Genomic DNA, 16,233 nt, shown 5'->3' on the forward strand with positions numbered 1-16,233 from the left:
CACCCTACGCGGCGTTAGCGAAACCCGCAGCGCATCACACGGCTGCCGTCAGGGCGTGGCCGGCGGGAGGGCGGGCGGGGCGGTGGGTGGGAGGAGGGCGTCGGCGTGGCGGCGGAGTTCGGCGACCAGGCGCAGGCGGCGTTCCAGTTCGGCGCAGCGTTCGGCGCGGCGGGCCGCTTCGAGATTGGCGGCCTCCTGGGCGGCGCGCAGCGAATCGTCGATGGAGCGCAGAGTGCGGTCGGCGACGGCGGTGAAATGGTCGCGCAGCAGGCGGTGGATGCGGTGCAGGCGGTCCTTGGTCTCCTTGCCGGTGTGGAAGGCGACATCGTCGAGGTAGCGGCGGACCGCGGTCTTGGCGTCGACCCGGCGTTTGGCCAGCCGGGCCTGCTTGTCGTCACGGAAAGCCTTGCCGCCCAGCAGGACTCCCGCACCGAGCGAGAGCGGGTTGATCAAGGCCATACCGGCCATGGTGCCGACCAGGCCGGCCATCACCACGCCGCCGTAGGAGCCGCGCACGCCGACCAGCACCTTGTGCCCGAAACCGAGATCCGGTTCCAGGTCGGCCAGGGTGCACGAACCGGCGCGGGAGGCGCCGGGGTCGAGCCGGTCGCGCACATCCGGCAGGTCCAGTCCGCCGGCCTCGTCGAAATGCCCGGCGACCCGTTCGGCCAGCCGCACCGCCCGGGTGCGCGTCCACAGCAGATTGTCGCCGACGGCGGTGCCGACGGCGGCGGTCAGCCATTCGTCCATGCGGTCCCAGTGCCGGCCCGGATCGTGCGCCTCGATCCACTCCTCGGCCTCTTTCGCGATATCGCGCAACCGATTCCGCAGATCGTGATCGACATCCCCGGCCAGGTCGGTGACGCCGTCGCCCAGCGTCTGCTGCCAGGCCGCGGTATGCCGATGCAGTCGCTCCGCGCCGGTCTTGGCGGCCTTCAGCTCCCGGATCGCCGCCGCGCCGCGCTCCGGATCCCGCAACGCCACCAGCTCACTGCCCAGCGTCAACGCCAAATGCTCTGCCGCGGAACCGATATCCCGCGCCACCGCGCGCACCAGCTCCGACTGATCCCGCGCCACCACCTGTTCGCGCAGGAACCCGAACACCAGCCCGAATCCCGATTCCCGCCCCAGCTGCTCATCCTGTAATCGCATGGCGTGCGCGCGCAGCAGAGCCGACACCGGCAGCATCGGCGCCTCGATCCCAGCCCGCCGCAGATGCTCTCGATTCGCCTCGAACACCTGCCGCCAATGCGGATACAGGTCCACCTTGGTCAGCACCACTGCCACGGCGGGGCACAGCTCGCGCACCTGGCGCAGGAAATCCATTTCCGGAGCGGTCAATTCGGTCGAGGCGTCGGTGAGCATCAGCACCGCGTCGGCCGCCGGGACGTTCCCGAGCACCGCCCCGCCACCGCCGTGCGCGCCCCATCCGGGCGTATCGACCACCACGATCCCGTCCGCCAGCAGGCGATTCGGCGTCTCCACCTCCAGCCGCAACACCGGCCGGCCCTGCGCCGGCAGCGTGCGTCCGCCCAAGGCTCCGATCTCCTCGAACGGCACCGGTGTCCGCGCCGGCTCCCCGCCGTCCGGATCGGCCACCACCAATTGCGCCCGCTGCTGGGCCGCATACGACAACTGAGTCACCAAGGTCGTGGTGGCGTCATCCCCGACCGCGCAGATATCCGCATTGAGCAGCGCGTTCACGAACTGGCTCTTGCCTTGATTCCCCAGTCCCGCCACCACGATCCGCCGGCGCGGATCGCGCACCCGCCCGGCGAGCACCTCCAGCCGCTCGACCAGGTCCCCCCGCCCGGCATCCCGAGCCACCCCCATGGTCTCGTTCAGCACCGCCAGCAGCGGCTGCGCCGCCACCATCCCGCTCACCGCAGAACACCCCAATCCTCATCCGGTAGCAGCAAAGCCGGGATGCGCGTCATGACCATCAGGAGTGCAGCATGTCGCCGACGATATCGCCACCCACGTGCGCATCGGCTCCGGTCACGCCATGCACGCCGCCGTCTCCGAACAGCCCCGAATCCATCCCGCCACCCTGCACCCCGGCCCCGAAGGCATGCGAAACATCCACCGAAGCCCAAGGATTCGCGGCGCCCGAAAGCCCGGCGTCCACCGCACCGCCCCCGTGCACACCGGCCTCCACCGCATTTCCGATCTGCAAGCCGCCCGCGGCATCGCCACCGGCGGATGCCCCGGCGTCCAGGTTGCTCCCGAGCTGGTTCCCCACGCCCGCAACGGCATTGCCGACTCCCGTGAGCCCGGCCCCGGCCTGCGTTCCGAACCCGGTCGCGGCATCGATACCGCTGTCGATCCCCGCGCCGAGGCCGGCACCGGCACTCGTCGCGCCGGAAAGCCCAGCGTCCAAACCGCTTCCGAGCTGCGCCCCGACCCCGCCGGTCAGACCGGTCTCCAGGCCGGCGGCGGTGTGCGTGCCGGCGTCGATCACACCATCGAGGCCGGTCGAGAGCCCGGCGGTCAGATCGGTACCCAGGCTGGTGCCGAGCTCCGTTGCGGCACCGAGGTTTCCGGTGAGATCGGTGCCGAGGTCGGCCCCGACCCGGGTGCCCGCGCCGATGACGGCGTCCAGGCCGCCACCCAGCTGCGTGCCCGCGTTCGCCGCGGCGTCGACTACTCCGGACAGCCCGGTGTTCAACCCGGCGCCGAGGCCGGCGGCGGCGTCGACAACGCCGGACACGCCGGTGTTCAAGCCCGCGCTCAGGTCCGCGGCGGCATCCAAGCCGGTGCTGAGACCGCCGGTGAGGTCGGCGGCGGCTTGGGTACCGAGGACACCGGTGAGGCCGGCCTGAAGGTCGGTGGCGGTCTCGGCGGCGGCGGTGATGGCCGTGGAAAGGCCCGTGGAGACGTCGGTGGCGGCGGTGGCGGCCGCGCCGGCCAGCGCGCCGATGCCGGTGGAGAGGGCGAGGTCGAGGCCGGTGCCGAGGCCGAGGTCCGCTGCCGTGACAGCGCCCGCGTCGACTGCCGCACCGGTGGCGGCGGCACCGTTCAGGCCCAGGCTCGCGCCGACGGTGCCGGCGGTGGCACCGGACAGACCGGTGGCGCCGTTGAGGGCGGTGCCGGCGTTCAGGCCGGTGGCGGCGTGCGCGCCGGCGGCGATGATCGCGGAGAGCTGCGAACCTCCGGCTACCAGGGCGGACTCGGCGACCATGGGGGCTACGGCGGCGATGTCCTCGGGGGTCACCGCGCCCAGGCCGGCGTCGGTGAGCGCCTGGCCGGGGTTGGTGCAGTAGCTGACGGCGGCTTCCTGGTCCCGCAGCAGGTTGAGGATGAACTCGAGAATTGCGTTGGGGCTCATGACAACTCGTCTCCTATATGGGCGGGCCCCGGTGACCCGCGCTGCTCCAATTGCCTTTCACGTTATGGCGGCGAACCGTTACGCCGAAACGGGGTGAACTCCCCCGTATCGCGTGTCGCGTCGATACGGGGGTTTCGGGGCATTAGGGGAATTTCCCCGAACCCGGGGGGAGATTGGTAACGACGACCCCTCAGCAACCGACAGGAACCATGGGCCGCCCGGCCCACACGACGTTTTCACGCAAATCGGACGCAAGAGCTTTCGAGCCGCACGCGATTCACTCGCCGCGTGTTTCGAATCGACAGGGGAACTCGAAAATGAGTCAGGGTCTGGCGCTCGGCATCACCGTCGGGTCGTCGAACACGGTCGCCGTGACAGCTTCGGGGGGACAGCGCAAGTTAGCGGTACGGCCCAGCACACTGGGCGCCGAACCGGAGGTGCCGGAGAGTTTCCTGTCCCGGGTCGGGGATCCCGTGGACATTCGCACCCACGACGGAACCGCTGTTCGCGCCGCGGATCTGGTGGTCGCCGCGATCGCGCGCGCCATGGACGACGCGGGCCATCCGGCGACCGCGGTGGCCTGCTATCCGGCGTGGTGGACCCAGCACACGGTGGAGGTGCAGCGCGCCGCGCTGACCGCGGCCGGGCTCGACAGCGTCGCCCTGGTGCCGGAACCGGCGGCCGCCATGCGCTGGCTGCAAGAAGTACACGAATCAACCCATGATGGGGCGATGGTCGTATACGACCTCGGCGCAACCGGTTTGACCGTTTCGGTGGCGCGCACCGGCGCCATGTCCGGTTTGCTCGGGGAACCGGTACGTACCACTACCGTGGCGGGCGCCGAATTCGATTTGCTCACCATGCGTTACGTTCTCGCATTCGCGGTGGGCGAAAAGGATTTCGATCCTTTCGACCCGATGGTGGAACAGGAATTGGCCGCACTGCGCGTGCGCTGCAAAATTGCCAAGGAAGCACTTTCGAAAAGCACGGCGACCACCGTCCCGGTACGCCTGCCCGTTCTCGGCGCGGTCGACGTGCGTCTGGTCCGCGACGAGCTGGAGGACCTGTTCCGCGGTCCCCTGCTCGGCTCGATCGACCTGGTGCACGAGGCCGTCCGCCGCGCGGGGCTAACCCCTGGCGAACTGGACGGGTTCCTGCTCACCGGCGGCGGCGCGGCCATCCCGCTGATCACCGAACTGCTCTCCAGCGAGTTCGGGGTCCCTGTCGCCGCGGCCACCGACCCCGCGCACCTGAGCGCGCACGGCGCGGCCCTGCTCGCCGCCGATCTGCTCGCCGACACCACCGCGACCGAACCGCATCCGGCCCTCGCGGTCGCGCCCCGCGCCCTCCCCCGCCGCATCCCCGGCCTGACCGCCCGCGATGCCACCACCGGCGACCCGAACCCGCCCGGCCCCCAGCCCGATCCGGGCGCACCGGATGCCCGCTACGGCGGAACCGACGGCAGCACCTCGTACCGGGATTCCGCCCCGGGCCGGAACCGCCTGCGCCGCGAAACCCAGGAACTCGACTCCGGCGCAATCGGTTCCGGACTCGAAGGCGCGGGATCGCCCCAGGCGTACAACGACTCCCGGAATGCCACAACGACGCAGGCTGCCGCGCACCCGAGCCGGCGCGGCAGTGACCACACCGACCACAACGGAAGCGCTCCGCGTACTGCGGACGACACCGACCGCGCGGATGAGGCGCGCCGGATTCCCATCCTCCCGGCCCTCCCCGACGGCGAGGATCGCCCGGCGGGTGTCGCGCGCTGGAAGCGGGTGGCGATCATCGGAGCGGCCGCGGTGGCGGTCGCGGCGCTCGCCACCGGCACCCTGGCCATGGGCACCGGCGTGCAATCCGCCCCCGCCGATACCGCTGCGCCGCAACCGTCTTCGACCACCGTCGCCGCCCTGGACACCCCGGGCGCGCCGTCCGGTGCGACCGGTCAGGCCGTGGCCGGCCGCCCCGCGGCCGCCGCCCCCGCCCGGCCGGGCGTTTCGAACGCGGGATCCGCGCCCACCACCGCGGGCGCACCCGCCGCCGAGCCGGCCGGGCAACCGGCCGCCGGTCAGCCGGGTCAGCCCGCCGAGGCGGCCGCCCCGGGCACGCAACCGAATACCACCACCCAGCAACAGGTTCCGGCAGCTCCCGGGCAGGTACAGCCGCCGACCTATCAGCCCACGGTGGTGGCGCCGTCGCTCCCCACGGCCTTACCCGGCCTGAACGACGCCGTCGACGGTCTCGGCAATGCGGTCGGCTCGGTCCCGGGCCAGAACCGATCCAACAACGGCGGCTGAGAGTTGGTTCTTCGTGGCAGGCAACACCCCCGTCGCACTCGATTCGCTCCCGTGCGCACGAGAAATATTCCGGGACCTGGACTCCGATGATCCGGCTCCCCCGCTCTACCTGATCCGCGGCCGCTCCGGCACCGGAAAGTCGGTGCTGCTCAGCGCCATCCGGACCCGGCTGCGCGCCCGCGGCTACACCCTCACCGACAACCCGGCCGACCTCGACGCCCGCGCGGCTGCTTCCGGGCGCGGCAGCGGATCGCCCGACGGCGGCCGGCCCGGGAGCGGTCCCGGCAAGCCGAGCCGCACCGCGCTCGTGGTCGACGACGCGCACACGCTGCCCGCCGCCGCCTTCGACGCACTCTGCGATGCGGTGGAATCCACCGGATCGGTGATCGTCGTCGCGACCCGCCCCCGCCCGCACGACCCGCGCCTGCGGGCGCTCTCCGAGAGTGTGGCGCGCCGCGGCCGCGTGGTGGATCTGCGTGCGCTCGGCACCGCCGAGATCGCCCCGTTCGCACGCGAATTGGGCATGATGGTCCCGCGTACCCTCGCCCTGCACATCCATCGCGAGACCGGGGGAATCCACGGCGGGGTGGTGGCCGCCCTGACCGCCGCCTGCGCCGCCCGCCTGGACGCCGGGATCGGCGCGGTCGACGACGCCGTCTCCGCCTGGGCCCGCGCCCGCCTGGACGACGCCGATCCGGACCTGCTCGACACCTTCGTGGTGGCCGCCGCGGGTGCGGGCCTGGACACCAGCGAACTCACCGAGGTGCTGGGCGTAACCCCCGCCGCCGCACAGGATCTGGTCGATCGCGCCCGCGGCAGCGCCCTGGTCACCGACGCCGACCTACTGCTGCACCCCGCCATCATGCCCTTGCGCACCCTGGTCGGCGACCGCCGCTATCTGGCCGTGCAGCGCCTGCTGCTGCACGCCCGCCTGGACGCGGGCCTGCTCCGCGACCACACCGCGCTGCACCTGGCGGAATCCGGCGTCCGCGACCCTCGCCTCGCCGAATTCCTCTGCACCACAGCGGAGAAGGCGGGCGACGAAGCGGTCCGTCACTACGCCGCCGCCGCGCAGGCCGGCGCCGACACCCCCACCATCGCCCTCCGCTGGGCCGACGCCGCCGCCCGCACCGGCGATTGCGATACCGCCCTCCGCCTGGCCGAACCCACCCTGAGCCGCCCCGACGCCGCCCCGGCAGATCTCGCCGCCGCGGTCCGCATCTGCGCCGGAGTCTGGACCCGCCGCGCCCTCACCACCCGCGCCGCCCAGCTCTACACCTGGCTCGGCCCGCATCGTGTCGGACCCGACTGGGCGGTGGCCGCCGCCGTCCTCTACCTCTCCGGCGACCTGGCCGCCGCGAACACCCTCGCCGCCACGGCCACCCACTGGCCCCCGACCGAGGCCACCGCCCGCGCGGGCATGATCGCCACCGCGCTCGGCGACTCCATGGTTTCTGCTCCACCGGCCGTCGAGACCCCGGATTCGGTTCCGGCCCAAGCGGAATCGACTGCCGGCCGGATCGATTCGGACCCGTCCGGCAAGCCGGCCGAGACGGTCTCGGTGGCCGCGCGCACCGCGGCGGTATCGGCCGCGTCGGCATTGATTCACGCCACACACTCGGGGGTCGCCCCCGGGGACAACGGCGGCGATCGGTTCCTGCCGTGCTCGGCGGTCTCCATCGCGACGCTGCTGTGCTTGAGCATGGGTGAGCCGCGCCGGGCCGCGGATGCGTTGCGCGGCGCGGGAACCGACCCGCAGCAACGGGTACTGGCGGCGTGGGTGGCGATGCTGGGCGGCGACGAGCAGTCGGCCGCGGCCATCATGACCGAGGTGCAGGTGCACGCCCTCGACGCCCGGGACCGCCTGCTCGCGCACGGCGTGCTGGTCGGATTGGCCAGGCGCGGTGGGGATCACCCGGCACTGGCGCTGGCTTGGCATGCGGCGTATCCGTTGTTCGACGAGGTCGGTGCGGATCTGCTGGCGCTCTTGCCGATCGGCGAACTGTGGCTGGCGGCGATCCGGCTGAAGGACGAGAGCCGGGTCAAGGCGCTGGTGGACGCCGCCGCGGAACTGCTCGGGCGGCTTGGTGATCCACCCGCCTGGAGCAATGCGTTCCACTGGTACGCGATCCAGGCGGCGATCGCACACGAGAGCCCCGATGAGCTGCTGCCGCACGCACACAGCCTGAAGGCCGCCGCACAGGCGGGCGATCCCCAGGCCGCCGCGCTGGCCGACGCCGGGCGCACCTGGGTGCTGGTGCTGCGCGGCCAGGTGGATCGCGAGCAGGTGGAGGCCGCCGTCGAAAGGCTGGCGGCTCTCGGCCTCAGCTGGGATGCCGCCCGGCTGGCCAGCGAGGCCGCGCTCGCCGCCCAGCACCCCGTGGCCGCCACCGCGCTGCTGAAACTGGCCCGCACGGTGCGCGCCCAGGCACATCCCTCGCAGCCGATCGCGGTCCGCCCGCCGGCCCCGGCGGCACCCGTGACACGCCCGGAACCGATGTCCGATACCGTTCTCAGTGAGCGCGAGCGGGAGGTCGCGGAGCTGGTACTCCTGGGCTTGACCTATCGCGAGATCGGCGCCCGCCTCTACATCTCGGCGAAGACGGTGGAGCATCACGTGGCGCGGATCAGGCGTCGGATCGGTGCGGGCTCGCGTTCGGAGTTATTGTCAATGCTCCGCGCCATGGGTCACGGTTCACTCCTCGTATGACCTGGGTGCGGAGCGAGCCCGGACGCATCTAGCGAGGTAACGAGGATGGCCACTGGGGTGGGCCTGCGGATGGCCGACGACGAATGCGTCGTGGCCGTCGTGACGGGCGACGACGCCACACTCCCGGTGCACTACATCGTGCGCGAGTCGGTGCTGCACATGTCCGACGACGGGGATGCGGTGCTGGGTGGCGAGCAGCCGGCCGGGCATTCGCATTCGATCACCGGGTTCGTGTCCGCGGTCGGCGACCCGGCGGGTATCGCGGTGGACGACGGTGAGGCGTACCGCGCCGAGGACCTGCTGGCCACCGCCGCCTTCTGCCTGATCGATCTGGCCACCGACCATCTGAACGGCCCCGCCGAGTTCTATGCCACGCATCCGCCGACCTGGCCGGAGGCGAATGTCCGGGCGCTGCGCGAGGCCCTCGATTATCTGGGCCTGAAATCGGTGGTGCTGGTCAGCGAGCGCGATCTGCCGCAGCCGGATGCCGATACCGGGAAGTCGTTCGCCTACAACGCGGCCCGGGCGGCGCTGGCGGCGGTGCTCTCCACCCCGGCCGGCCTGACCCCGCCGGATCCGTCGGAGGCCACGGTGAACGCCGCCGATGTCACCGATGTGCTGCCCGCCCTGAAGAACGCCACCCTGGCCCAGGCGTACTCGGCCGCGGTCCCGGTCGCCACCACGCCGACCACGGCCGAGCCCGCGGTCTCCGGCAGCGACGAGGACCGACCGGTCCGTACTACGGCACAGCCGCGCGCCAACCGCGGCCCCTACTTCATCGCCGCCGCGGCCGCCGCCATCGGTTTGCTGCTCGGTGCCCTGGGAGTGGCGACGGTGTTGCGCCCCGACGACTCGCCACCCGGCCCGCCGCGCGGCGAGGTCCGCTCGGAACCCTCCGGCACCGCCGGCGCCGCGCCCCCGCTGCTGCCCCCGGCCAGCTCCGAGGCGATCACCCCCAGCGCGCCGCCGATCGCCGAACCGGCGGATCCGCCCACCACGACACCGCCACCCCCGACCACCACACCACCCCCGACCACCACGGAAGCACCGCGCACCACCGCGCCCACCACCACCCGCGCGACACCGACGTATCCCTACCAATACCCGGTGCCCAGCTGGATGTTGCCCTCGCCACAGGTGCCGCAGAATCCGTGGGAGTTCATTCCGCAATGATTTCGTAGCGCTCAACTCTGCTTTGTGCCCTAAAGTGGTGCGCTGACCGATGTTCCGCAAAGTAACCGGAGTGCCGGTCTGCTGGTGCACTACGAAGGGACTCCATGCGCAAGTTCTTGGCGCGCCGCGCCGCGGTCCGAGCTGCCACCGTTGCTTTCGCTTCGACCGTTCTCGCAGGTCCCCTACTGGTCACCGCCACCGCGGAACCGGTCTCGCCGAATCAGCTTGCCGCTGACAAACTTCCGGCCGAGCTGGTGACCGCCATCCAGCGCGATCTGAAGATGTCCCCGGCCGAATACCTGGAGCGTTCGGCGAAGGCCCAGCAATTGCGGGACTACGCAAAGGAATTCCGCTCCGAGCGCCCGGACGAATTCGCCGGCGCCTGGATCGGCACCGACGGCAAGCCGGTCCTGGCCGTCACCTCCCTCGACGCCGCGCGCATCGCCGCCGAGGACGGCTATCAGACCCGGCTGGCCCCGATCAATGCCGACGGCATGGAATCCTCGCTGGACCAGCTGAACAGCTGGATCACCAGCCTGCCGCGCGAGATCTCCGGCGCGATCAACTCGGTCGCCATCGACTTCCTGAACTCGCAGCTGGTACTGAGCGTGGCCAACACCCCGGCCGGGCACCTGCTGAACCTGCCCACGCTGATCGCCAATATCAAGGTCATCCTGTCGCCGGACAGCGGCGGCCCGGTGGACCGGCGGCCAATGGGCGGCGACACCTACATCACCGCGCCCACCGCCATCAGCGACTCCGCGTTGCAGACCGTTGACGTCTGCTCCTTCGGCTTCAACAGCGTGGACGCCGCGGGCAATGCCCTCAATATCAGTGCCGGGCACTGCAATCCGAATATCGGCAAGAGCAACGACCGCGCCGATGTCTACCTGCCCAACGTGCGCAATATCGCCGCCAGCCCGCAGGTCGGCTCCTTCGTGCGCTCGCAGCTGGGCGGCGGCCAGGCCCTCGACTACTCGGTCATCAAGCTGAACGACGCCGCGGTGGCGGCCGGGATGGATCAGCCGCACGTGCGCGGCGCCAACTCCACCACGCTCACCATCACCGGCGTGGCCGACCCGATCACCGGCGCGCCGGTCTGCAAGTCGGGCCAATCCTCCACCTTCACTTGCGGTTTCGTGGTGGCCGATCGGGTGGAGACCCAGCTCTACACCGCCGAGGGCCAGTCCAAGACGGTGCGCGGCTTCGCCTCCAGCGCCTGCACCCTGGGCGGCGACAGCGGCGGCGCGATCGTGACCGGCACCCTCGCCCTCGGCATCACCAGTGGCTCGAATGCGGCCGACGCGCCGAACTGTAGTGAGGCCAACAGCGCGCTGGCACAGTACGGTGGAACCGCGACGCTGGGCATTCCGGTGCGCGCCATTCTCGCCGATATCGATGCGAATTCGGGCGGCGGAATCGGCAGCGGCATTCGGGTGCGCACCCAGACCGGTGCGTGACCGCGGATGAACCGGACAATCCTCCTTGTTTGCCGCGACAAAACCCAATCGTCACCCGGCAATAAGTAGGCATAACGGTCCCGACACCATATAGTCGGCTCATGCTCCTGCCACGTATGCGCTATTCGCTTGCCGCGGGCCGTCCGCGAGCCCTGGTCCGCTCCGCCGCCATCGCCGCCGCCGCGCTGTTGGTCGCCGGTCCGCTGGCAGGCAGCGCGCACGCGGAACCCGCGAAGCCGGAGCTGCCCGCCGAGCTGATCGCCGCCATCACCCGCGATCTCAAGATCTCGCCGCAGGACTATCTTTCGCGCGCCGACACCGCGCAGAAGCTGGCCGCCTTCGCCACCACCGCGCAGCGCCAGTTCCCCGCCGTCTTCGCCGGCTCCTGGCTGGACGAGGCCGGCAAGGCCGTGGTCGCGCTGGCCCAGGGCGAGGACCTGGACGGCGCGCGCAAGGCCGCGCAGGACGCCGGCTTCACCGTCAAGGACGTGGCCAAGAGCGAATCCACCCTGCGCAGTGAGAAGAACGCCTTCCAGAAGTGGCTGGAGGGCCAGCCCGCCGCGGTCTCGAAGTCGGTGCGCGGCGTGGCCATCGACACCATGAACAACACCCTCGCGGTGCGCGTGGATCAGGCCGGACTGGCGCTGCCCGGCTTCATGAGCCCGGCCCGCGTCATCGTGATGGCCGCCCCGCCGACCGCCGGTGAGGACATCGCGCAGGCCGGTGCGATCGCGGGCGCCGGCAGCGGACCGCTGGCCGCCGGTGACGGGTACGCCTCGGTCTCCGGCCGCATGTCGCTGAAGTGCTCGCTCGGCTTCAACGGCGTCGACCGCAACAACTACCTGGTGAATATCACCGCCGGACACTGCAATCCGAATATCGCGGCCACCGGCGGCGCCAACTCGCCCGGCGTGTACGAGATGGTCGGCGACCGGATGGGCAACCAGATGGGCGCCTTCGACAAGTCGGTGCTGGGCAACCAGGACTACTCGCTGATCGCCATCAACGGCGAGTACAAGGACCGCTTCGTCAACAACCTGGTGCGGGTCCCGAACGCCGCCCCGGTCGGCCTGACCGGCGTGGCCGTGCCCGTCGTCGGCGCGCCGGTCTGCAAGTCGGGCGCGCGCACCGGCTTCAGCTGCGGCGTGGTGAACGCCATCGACCAGACCGTGCAGGTCGGCGACCGGCTGCTGACCCAGTCGTTCTCCGCGAATATCTGCGCCCTGCCCGGTGATTCGGGTGGCCCGATCATCACCGGCACCCAGGCGCTGGGCATCTCCAGCGCCTCCTCGGTCGCCGACTACCCGATCTGCGAGATCCCGAACCTGATCGGGCTGCTCACCGGTGACACCCCGCAGCTGTTCGCGCAGCCGCTGACCACGGTGCTCTCCGACAACCCGGGTCTGCGGGTGCTGACCAACTAGTCGCTTTCAGCCGAGAAGCCCGGCGGCCGAACCAACTCTCGTAACTCTCAGGGGTTCCCCCCTGAAACCCCGAGTTGGCAAGGAGCGTCGGGCTTTTCGCTGTCCGGGCAGGGGTGCCCGCCGGCCGGGCAGTGTTCGGGCGGTGGCGGGGCAGTCCTCGGACAGGAGACGGCGCGCGGACGGCTCAGGCATCCTGGTTCCATGTGTTTGGTGTTGCTCGGCTGGAAGGCGCATCCGGATTACCGGTTGATCGTCGCCGCCAATCGGGACGAGTTCTACACCCGCCCAACGGAATCGCTACGGCGCTGGGACGAGGTCCCGGGACTGCTGGCCGGGCGGGATCTGGGCGCGGCGGGCGAGGTACCCGGTACCTGGCTCGGGGTGGCCGAGCCCGCGCATCGCTTCGCGACGGTGACCAATGTGCGCGGCCCGAGCGAGGCGCGCCCGGACGCCCGTTCGCGTGGCGCACTGCTGCTGGACTTCCTGCGCGGTGACGCCGGCCCGGAGAAGTTCGTGCGCGGGGTGGCCGCCGCGCCCGACGATTACAACGGATTCAATATCGTCGTCTCGGATCTGGAAACGCTGTGGTGGCACAGCAATCGCAGCGCACAGGCCCCGCGGGAACTCGCGCCCGGCTGCCACGGCATCTCGAACGGGGCCCTGGTCGGCTCGCTGGAGCCCGACGGTCGTGAGATCCGCACCGGCACCACCACACCCGCCTGGCCGAAGGTTCGCGGCGGCGTCCACGGCCTGGCGCGGGTGATCGCCACCGACCCGGCCGATACCGCGGGCTATCTGGCCGTATTGGCCGACCGCACCCGCGCTGACAGCAATGAACTCCCGCAAACCGGTCTCAGCCGATACGGCGAGCGCGCCACCTCGTCCCGCTTCGTCACCCATCCATTGCACGGAACCCGATGCAGCACCGTGCTACTCGTCCGCGAAGACGGGCACTTCGAAATGACGGAACGCACATTCGCGAGATTCGGCCGTCGTAAGGGAACGGTGTCGCAGACCGGCACTCTCGAATTGCCCTGAGATATCGGAAACACCCCCGAAATGGGGACTAGGAGAAAACCGCGAATCTCGGTAAGGTATCGGCGAACTGGTTGCAACCCAGTCACTCTGGCCCACTCTATCTTTCGAGGTTGACTACATGCTCTTCATCGCTGACACCGGTATCACTGGCGCGCTCTTGGCCCTCCTCAAGACCATGTGCACCATTTCGTCCGGCGGCGCTGCCTGCGCCAACTGGGGCGCCTGAGCCGCAGCCTCGCATTCGGGGAGTTCCCCTCACATCCCAATGGATGTGGGGGGATTCGCTTTTCCAGCGCTTTTCCGCGAGACCATTCGGACTATCCCGATTAATAGGACGAGTATTCCGATAGCCGCCATGGATACGACAACGGCCCGTCTCGGCGAGGGAGACGGGCCGTTGCGCGCGTTCTAGATCAGTTGGCCCACTTGGTGGTGCCGTCCGCGGCCTGGAGCACCTGGATCAGTTCCAGGCCGGCCGCGACCAGGGTCGGACCGCCCGCGACGATGGTGCCGATGATGCCGCCGACGCCGGCGCCCAGCACCAGACCCGGGATGCAACCGGCCGGGATGGTCACGACGCAGCCGATGACCGCGCCGAGCGCGGTGCCGACGAAGGTGCCGATACCGGTGGCCAGGGCGAACTGGGTCGAGAAGTTCGACATCGCCTTCTGGTTCTCGGTGGCCGAGGCGATCGGCTGGGCCTGCGCCACCACCGGCTGGGTGCCCGGCTGGAAGCCTTCCGGCTTCTCCGGGGTCACCTGGAGCACGGTGCCGTTCTCCTTGAGCTCGGACTTCACCTCGACGGGAGTACCGCCGACCGAGAAGGCGAGGGGGAAGGAGATGGTGGTGGCGCCGGAGATGTCCTTGACGTTCACCACGGTCTGCTTCTTGTCTTCGGGCGTCGCGCCCTCGACCTCGGCCAGCTCGAACGTGCCGTTCTTGAGCTTGGAGACGACGACCTTGGCGCCGTCCTTCTCCTCCATTTTGGTGGAGTACTGGATGTTGCCCTCGGTGGCAGGGGCGGTATCGGCGTGGGCAGTAGACATCCCAATGGTCATAGCGCCAATGACCAGGGCAGCCGCCGCAGTGGTGCTGCGAAGCTTCATTTTCGGTTTTTTCCAATCCGTCATCAGGTACAGCAACTGCGCCACATCTGTCACCACGCGAGGCCCGAGCTTCCCTCCGGGCCCTGCCACGCGCCAAACGGCGAACCTTCCCCGAGCATGTGAAGATGCGCACAGCTGTCGGACAGCGTGAGCCTAGTCGATCAACCGTACAGATGCGACATTGCTTTCATGAGGAAGCACAACGGGTTTCGAAGTAAGCCTGACCTTGGTTGGTGAGGCGAATTGCCGGGATTTACGGTGTGAGAAACCCTGTACAGCTAAGTTACCGACGGGTAACTTACCGTCCGTTAGGATACGAGCAACCCCGGGCGGTAGACGCCGCTCGGCAAGCACGTTGACACTCCGAGAAAGGTCGCGGACATGAATGCCCTGACAGTGACGCTGGGCACGATTGGAGCGGCGTTCACGTTAATCGCGTGGGCGTCGTTCTTCGGCGGCGTACGCGGTATCGCCCGCACCATCATGGTCGGCCAGTCCGCACCCGATCGCTGGCGGCCCTTCCTCCCGCGCTTCAAGCAGATGATGATCGAGTTCCTGGCCCATACGCGGATGAACAAATTCCGCACCGTGGGCTGGGCGCACTGGCTGGTCATGATCGGCTTCCTGGCCGGCTTCATCCTCTGGTTCGAGGCCTACGGGCAGACCTTCGACGGCGAATTCCATTGGCCGATCATCGGTTCCTGGGGCATCTACCACCTGATGGACGAAATCCTCGGCATCGGAACGGTGGTCGGCATCGTCGCGCTGATCATCATCCGGCAGCTGAACCACCCGCGGGTCCCCGAACGCCTGTCGCGCTTCAGCGGCTCGAAGTTCGCCCCCGCGTACGTCATCGAGGGCATCGTGCTCGTCGAGGGCCTCGGCATGGTGCTGGTGAAGGCCGGGAAGATCGCCGCGTATGGCGAATCCCACACCTGGAGTGACTTTTTCACCGAGCAGGTCGCCAAGCTGCTGCCCGCCAGCCCGACCCTGGTCTCCATCTTCGCCTTCGTGAAGCTCTGCTCCGGTGCGCTGTTCCTGCTGCTGGTCGGCCGCAACACCACCTGGGGTGTGGCGTGGCACCGGTTCGCCGCGTTCCCGAACATCTACTTCAAGCGTGAAGACGACGGCGACGTCGCACTGGGCGCGCTGAAGCCGATGATGTCCGGCGGCAAGCCGATCGACATGGAGACCGCGGATCCCGACAACGACACCTTCGGTGTGGGCAAGTTCGAGGACTTCTCCTGGAAGGACATCCTCGACGTCACCACCTGTACCGAATGCGGCCGCTGCCAATCCCAGTGCCCCGCTTGGAATACCGGTAAGCCGCTGTCGCCGAAGCTGCTGATCATGTCGCTGCGCGACCACGGTTACGCCAAGGCGCCGTACCTGCTGGCCGGTGGCCGGAAGGACATGGGCGGCGACGAGATCGGTCTGGTCGATACCGAGGGCAAGCCGAACGAGGCTGCGCTGGCGAAGATTTCGGCCGAGGCGCGCGCCGAGGCCGAGCGTCCGCTGGTCGGGCCCGAGGATGTCAACGGCATCATCGATCCCGAGGTGTTGTGGTCGTGCACGACCTGTGGTGCGTGTGTGGAACAGTGCCCGGTCGATATCGAGCATGTCGATCACATCATCGATATGCGCCGCTACCAGGTGCTGATCGAGTCGGAGTTCCCGTCCGAGCTCGCCGGGTTGTT

General features: G+C 69.7%; 10 protein-coding genes. 7 read left to right on the top strand and 3 right to left on the bottom strand.

The genetic code is table 11. From position 1 onward, the window contains the following. Positions 1 to 48 precede the first annotated feature (48 nt). On the bottom strand, positions 49 to 1,875 hold the full coding sequence (locus NI1_RS36765) for a dynamin family protein (protein WP_067831046.1): 1,827 nt from the start codon (positions 1,873 to 1,875) through the stop codon (positions 49 to 51). A 67-nt stretch (positions 1,876 to 1,942) separates the two neighbouring features. After that, entirely contained in the window at positions 1,943 to 3,328 is a 1,386-nt protein-coding gene (locus tag NI1_RS36770) for an IniB N-terminal domain-containing protein (protein ID WP_067831048.1), read from the bottom strand. Between the two features lie 317 nt (positions 3,329 to 3,645). Between NI1_RS36770 and NI1_RS36775 the strand changes: the two genes are divergently transcribed. The 6 genes from NI1_RS36775 (at position 3,646) to NI1_RS36800 (ending at position 13,430) form a co-directional block, all read left to right on the top strand. Further along, the gene (locus NI1_RS36775; protein ID WP_067831051.1) at positions 3,646 to 5,625 is read left to right on the top strand and encodes an Hsp70 family protein; all 1,980 of its coding nucleotides are present in this window, start codon (positions 3,646 to 3,648) and stop codon (positions 5,623 to 5,625) included. A 13-nt stretch (positions 5,626 to 5,638) separates the two neighbouring features. Next, positions 5,639 to 8,335 carry a LuxR C-terminal-related transcriptional regulator gene (locus NI1_RS36780; protein WP_067831054.1) on the top strand — a complete coding sequence of 899 codons (2,697 nt, stop codon included), beginning with the start codon at positions 5,639 to 5,641 and terminating at the stop codon, positions 8,333 to 8,335. A 45-nt stretch (positions 8,336 to 8,380) separates the two neighbouring features. Next, complete coding sequence (locus tag NI1_RS36785; RefSeq protein ID WP_067831056.1) at positions 8,381 to 9,508, top strand: hypothetical protein; 1,128 nt, start codon at positions 8,381 to 8,383, stop codon at positions 9,506 to 9,508. A 104-nt stretch (positions 9,509 to 9,612) separates the two neighbouring features. Further along, the gene (locus tag NI1_RS36790) at positions 9,613 to 10,968 is read left to right on the top strand and encodes a S1 family peptidase (RefSeq protein WP_067831059.1); all 1,356 of its coding nucleotides are present in this window, start codon (positions 9,613 to 9,615) and stop codon (positions 10,966 to 10,968) included. Between the two features lie 101 nt (positions 10,969 to 11,069). Then, positions 11,070 to 12,392 carry a S1 family peptidase gene (locus tag NI1_RS36795; RefSeq protein ID WP_245663592.1) on the top strand — a complete coding sequence of 441 codons (1,323 nt, stop codon included), beginning with the start codon at positions 11,070 to 11,072 and terminating at the stop codon, positions 12,390 to 12,392. Positions 12,393 to 12,593: 201 nt separating this feature from the next. Beyond that, positions 12,594 to 13,430, top strand: coding sequence for an NRDE family protein (locus NI1_RS36800; RefSeq protein ID WP_067831064.1), 837 nt, complete (start codon positions 12,594 to 12,596; stop codon positions 13,428 to 13,430). A 413-nt stretch (positions 13,431 to 13,843) separates the two neighbouring features. Here NI1_RS36800 and NI1_RS36805 read toward each other — a convergent pair whose 3' ends face one another. After that, complete coding sequence (locus tag NI1_RS36805; RefSeq protein WP_245663593.1) at positions 13,844 to 14,476, bottom strand: DUF8020 domain-containing protein; 633 nt, start codon at positions 14,474 to 14,476, stop codon at positions 13,844 to 13,846. Between the two features lie 441 nt (positions 14,477 to 14,917). Here NI1_RS36805 and NI1_RS36810 point away from each other — a divergent pair. Further along, the coding region (locus NI1_RS36810) for a 4Fe-4S dicluster domain-containing protein (RefSeq protein ID WP_157535543.1) at positions 14,918 to 16,233 on the top strand (1,316 nt) is incomplete at its 3' end.

The sequence above is a fragment of the Nocardia inohanensis NBRC 100128 genome (assembly GCF_001612945.1).
Classification (GTDB): Bacteria; Actinomycetota; Actinomycetes; order Mycobacteriales; family Mycobacteriaceae; genus Nocardia; species Nocardia inohanensis.

Coding starts and splice junctions, on each gene's coding strand:
- NI1_RS36765 (WP_067831046.1), bottom strand. CDS start 1,875: ATGGTGGCGGCGCAGCCGCTGCTGGCGGTGCTGAACGAGACCATGGGG.
- NI1_RS36770 (WP_067831048.1), bottom strand. CDS start 3,328: ATGAGCCCCAACGCAATTCTCGAGTTCATCCTCAACCTGCTGCGGGAC.
- NI1_RS36775 (WP_067831051.1), top strand. CDS start 3,646: ATGAGTCAGGGTCTGGCGCTCGGCATCACCGTCGGGTCGTCGAACACG.
- NI1_RS36785 (WP_067831056.1), top strand. CDS start 8,381: ATGGCCACTGGGGTGGGCCTGCGGATGGCCGACGACGAATGCGTCGTG.
- NI1_RS36790 (WP_067831059.1), top strand. CDS start 9,613: ATGCGCAAGTTCTTGGCGCGCCGCGCCGCGGTCCGAGCTGCCACCGTT.
- NI1_RS36795 (WP_245663592.1), top strand. CDS start 11,070: ATGCTCCTGCCACGTATGCGCTATTCGCTTGCCGCGGGCCGTCCGCGA.
- NI1_RS36800 (WP_067831064.1), top strand. CDS start 12,594: ATGTGTTTGGTGTTGCTCGGCTGGAAGGCGCATCCGGATTACCGGTTG.
- NI1_RS36805 (WP_245663593.1), bottom strand. CDS start 14,476: ATGTCTACTGCCCACGCCGATACCGCCCCTGCCACCGAGGGCAACATC.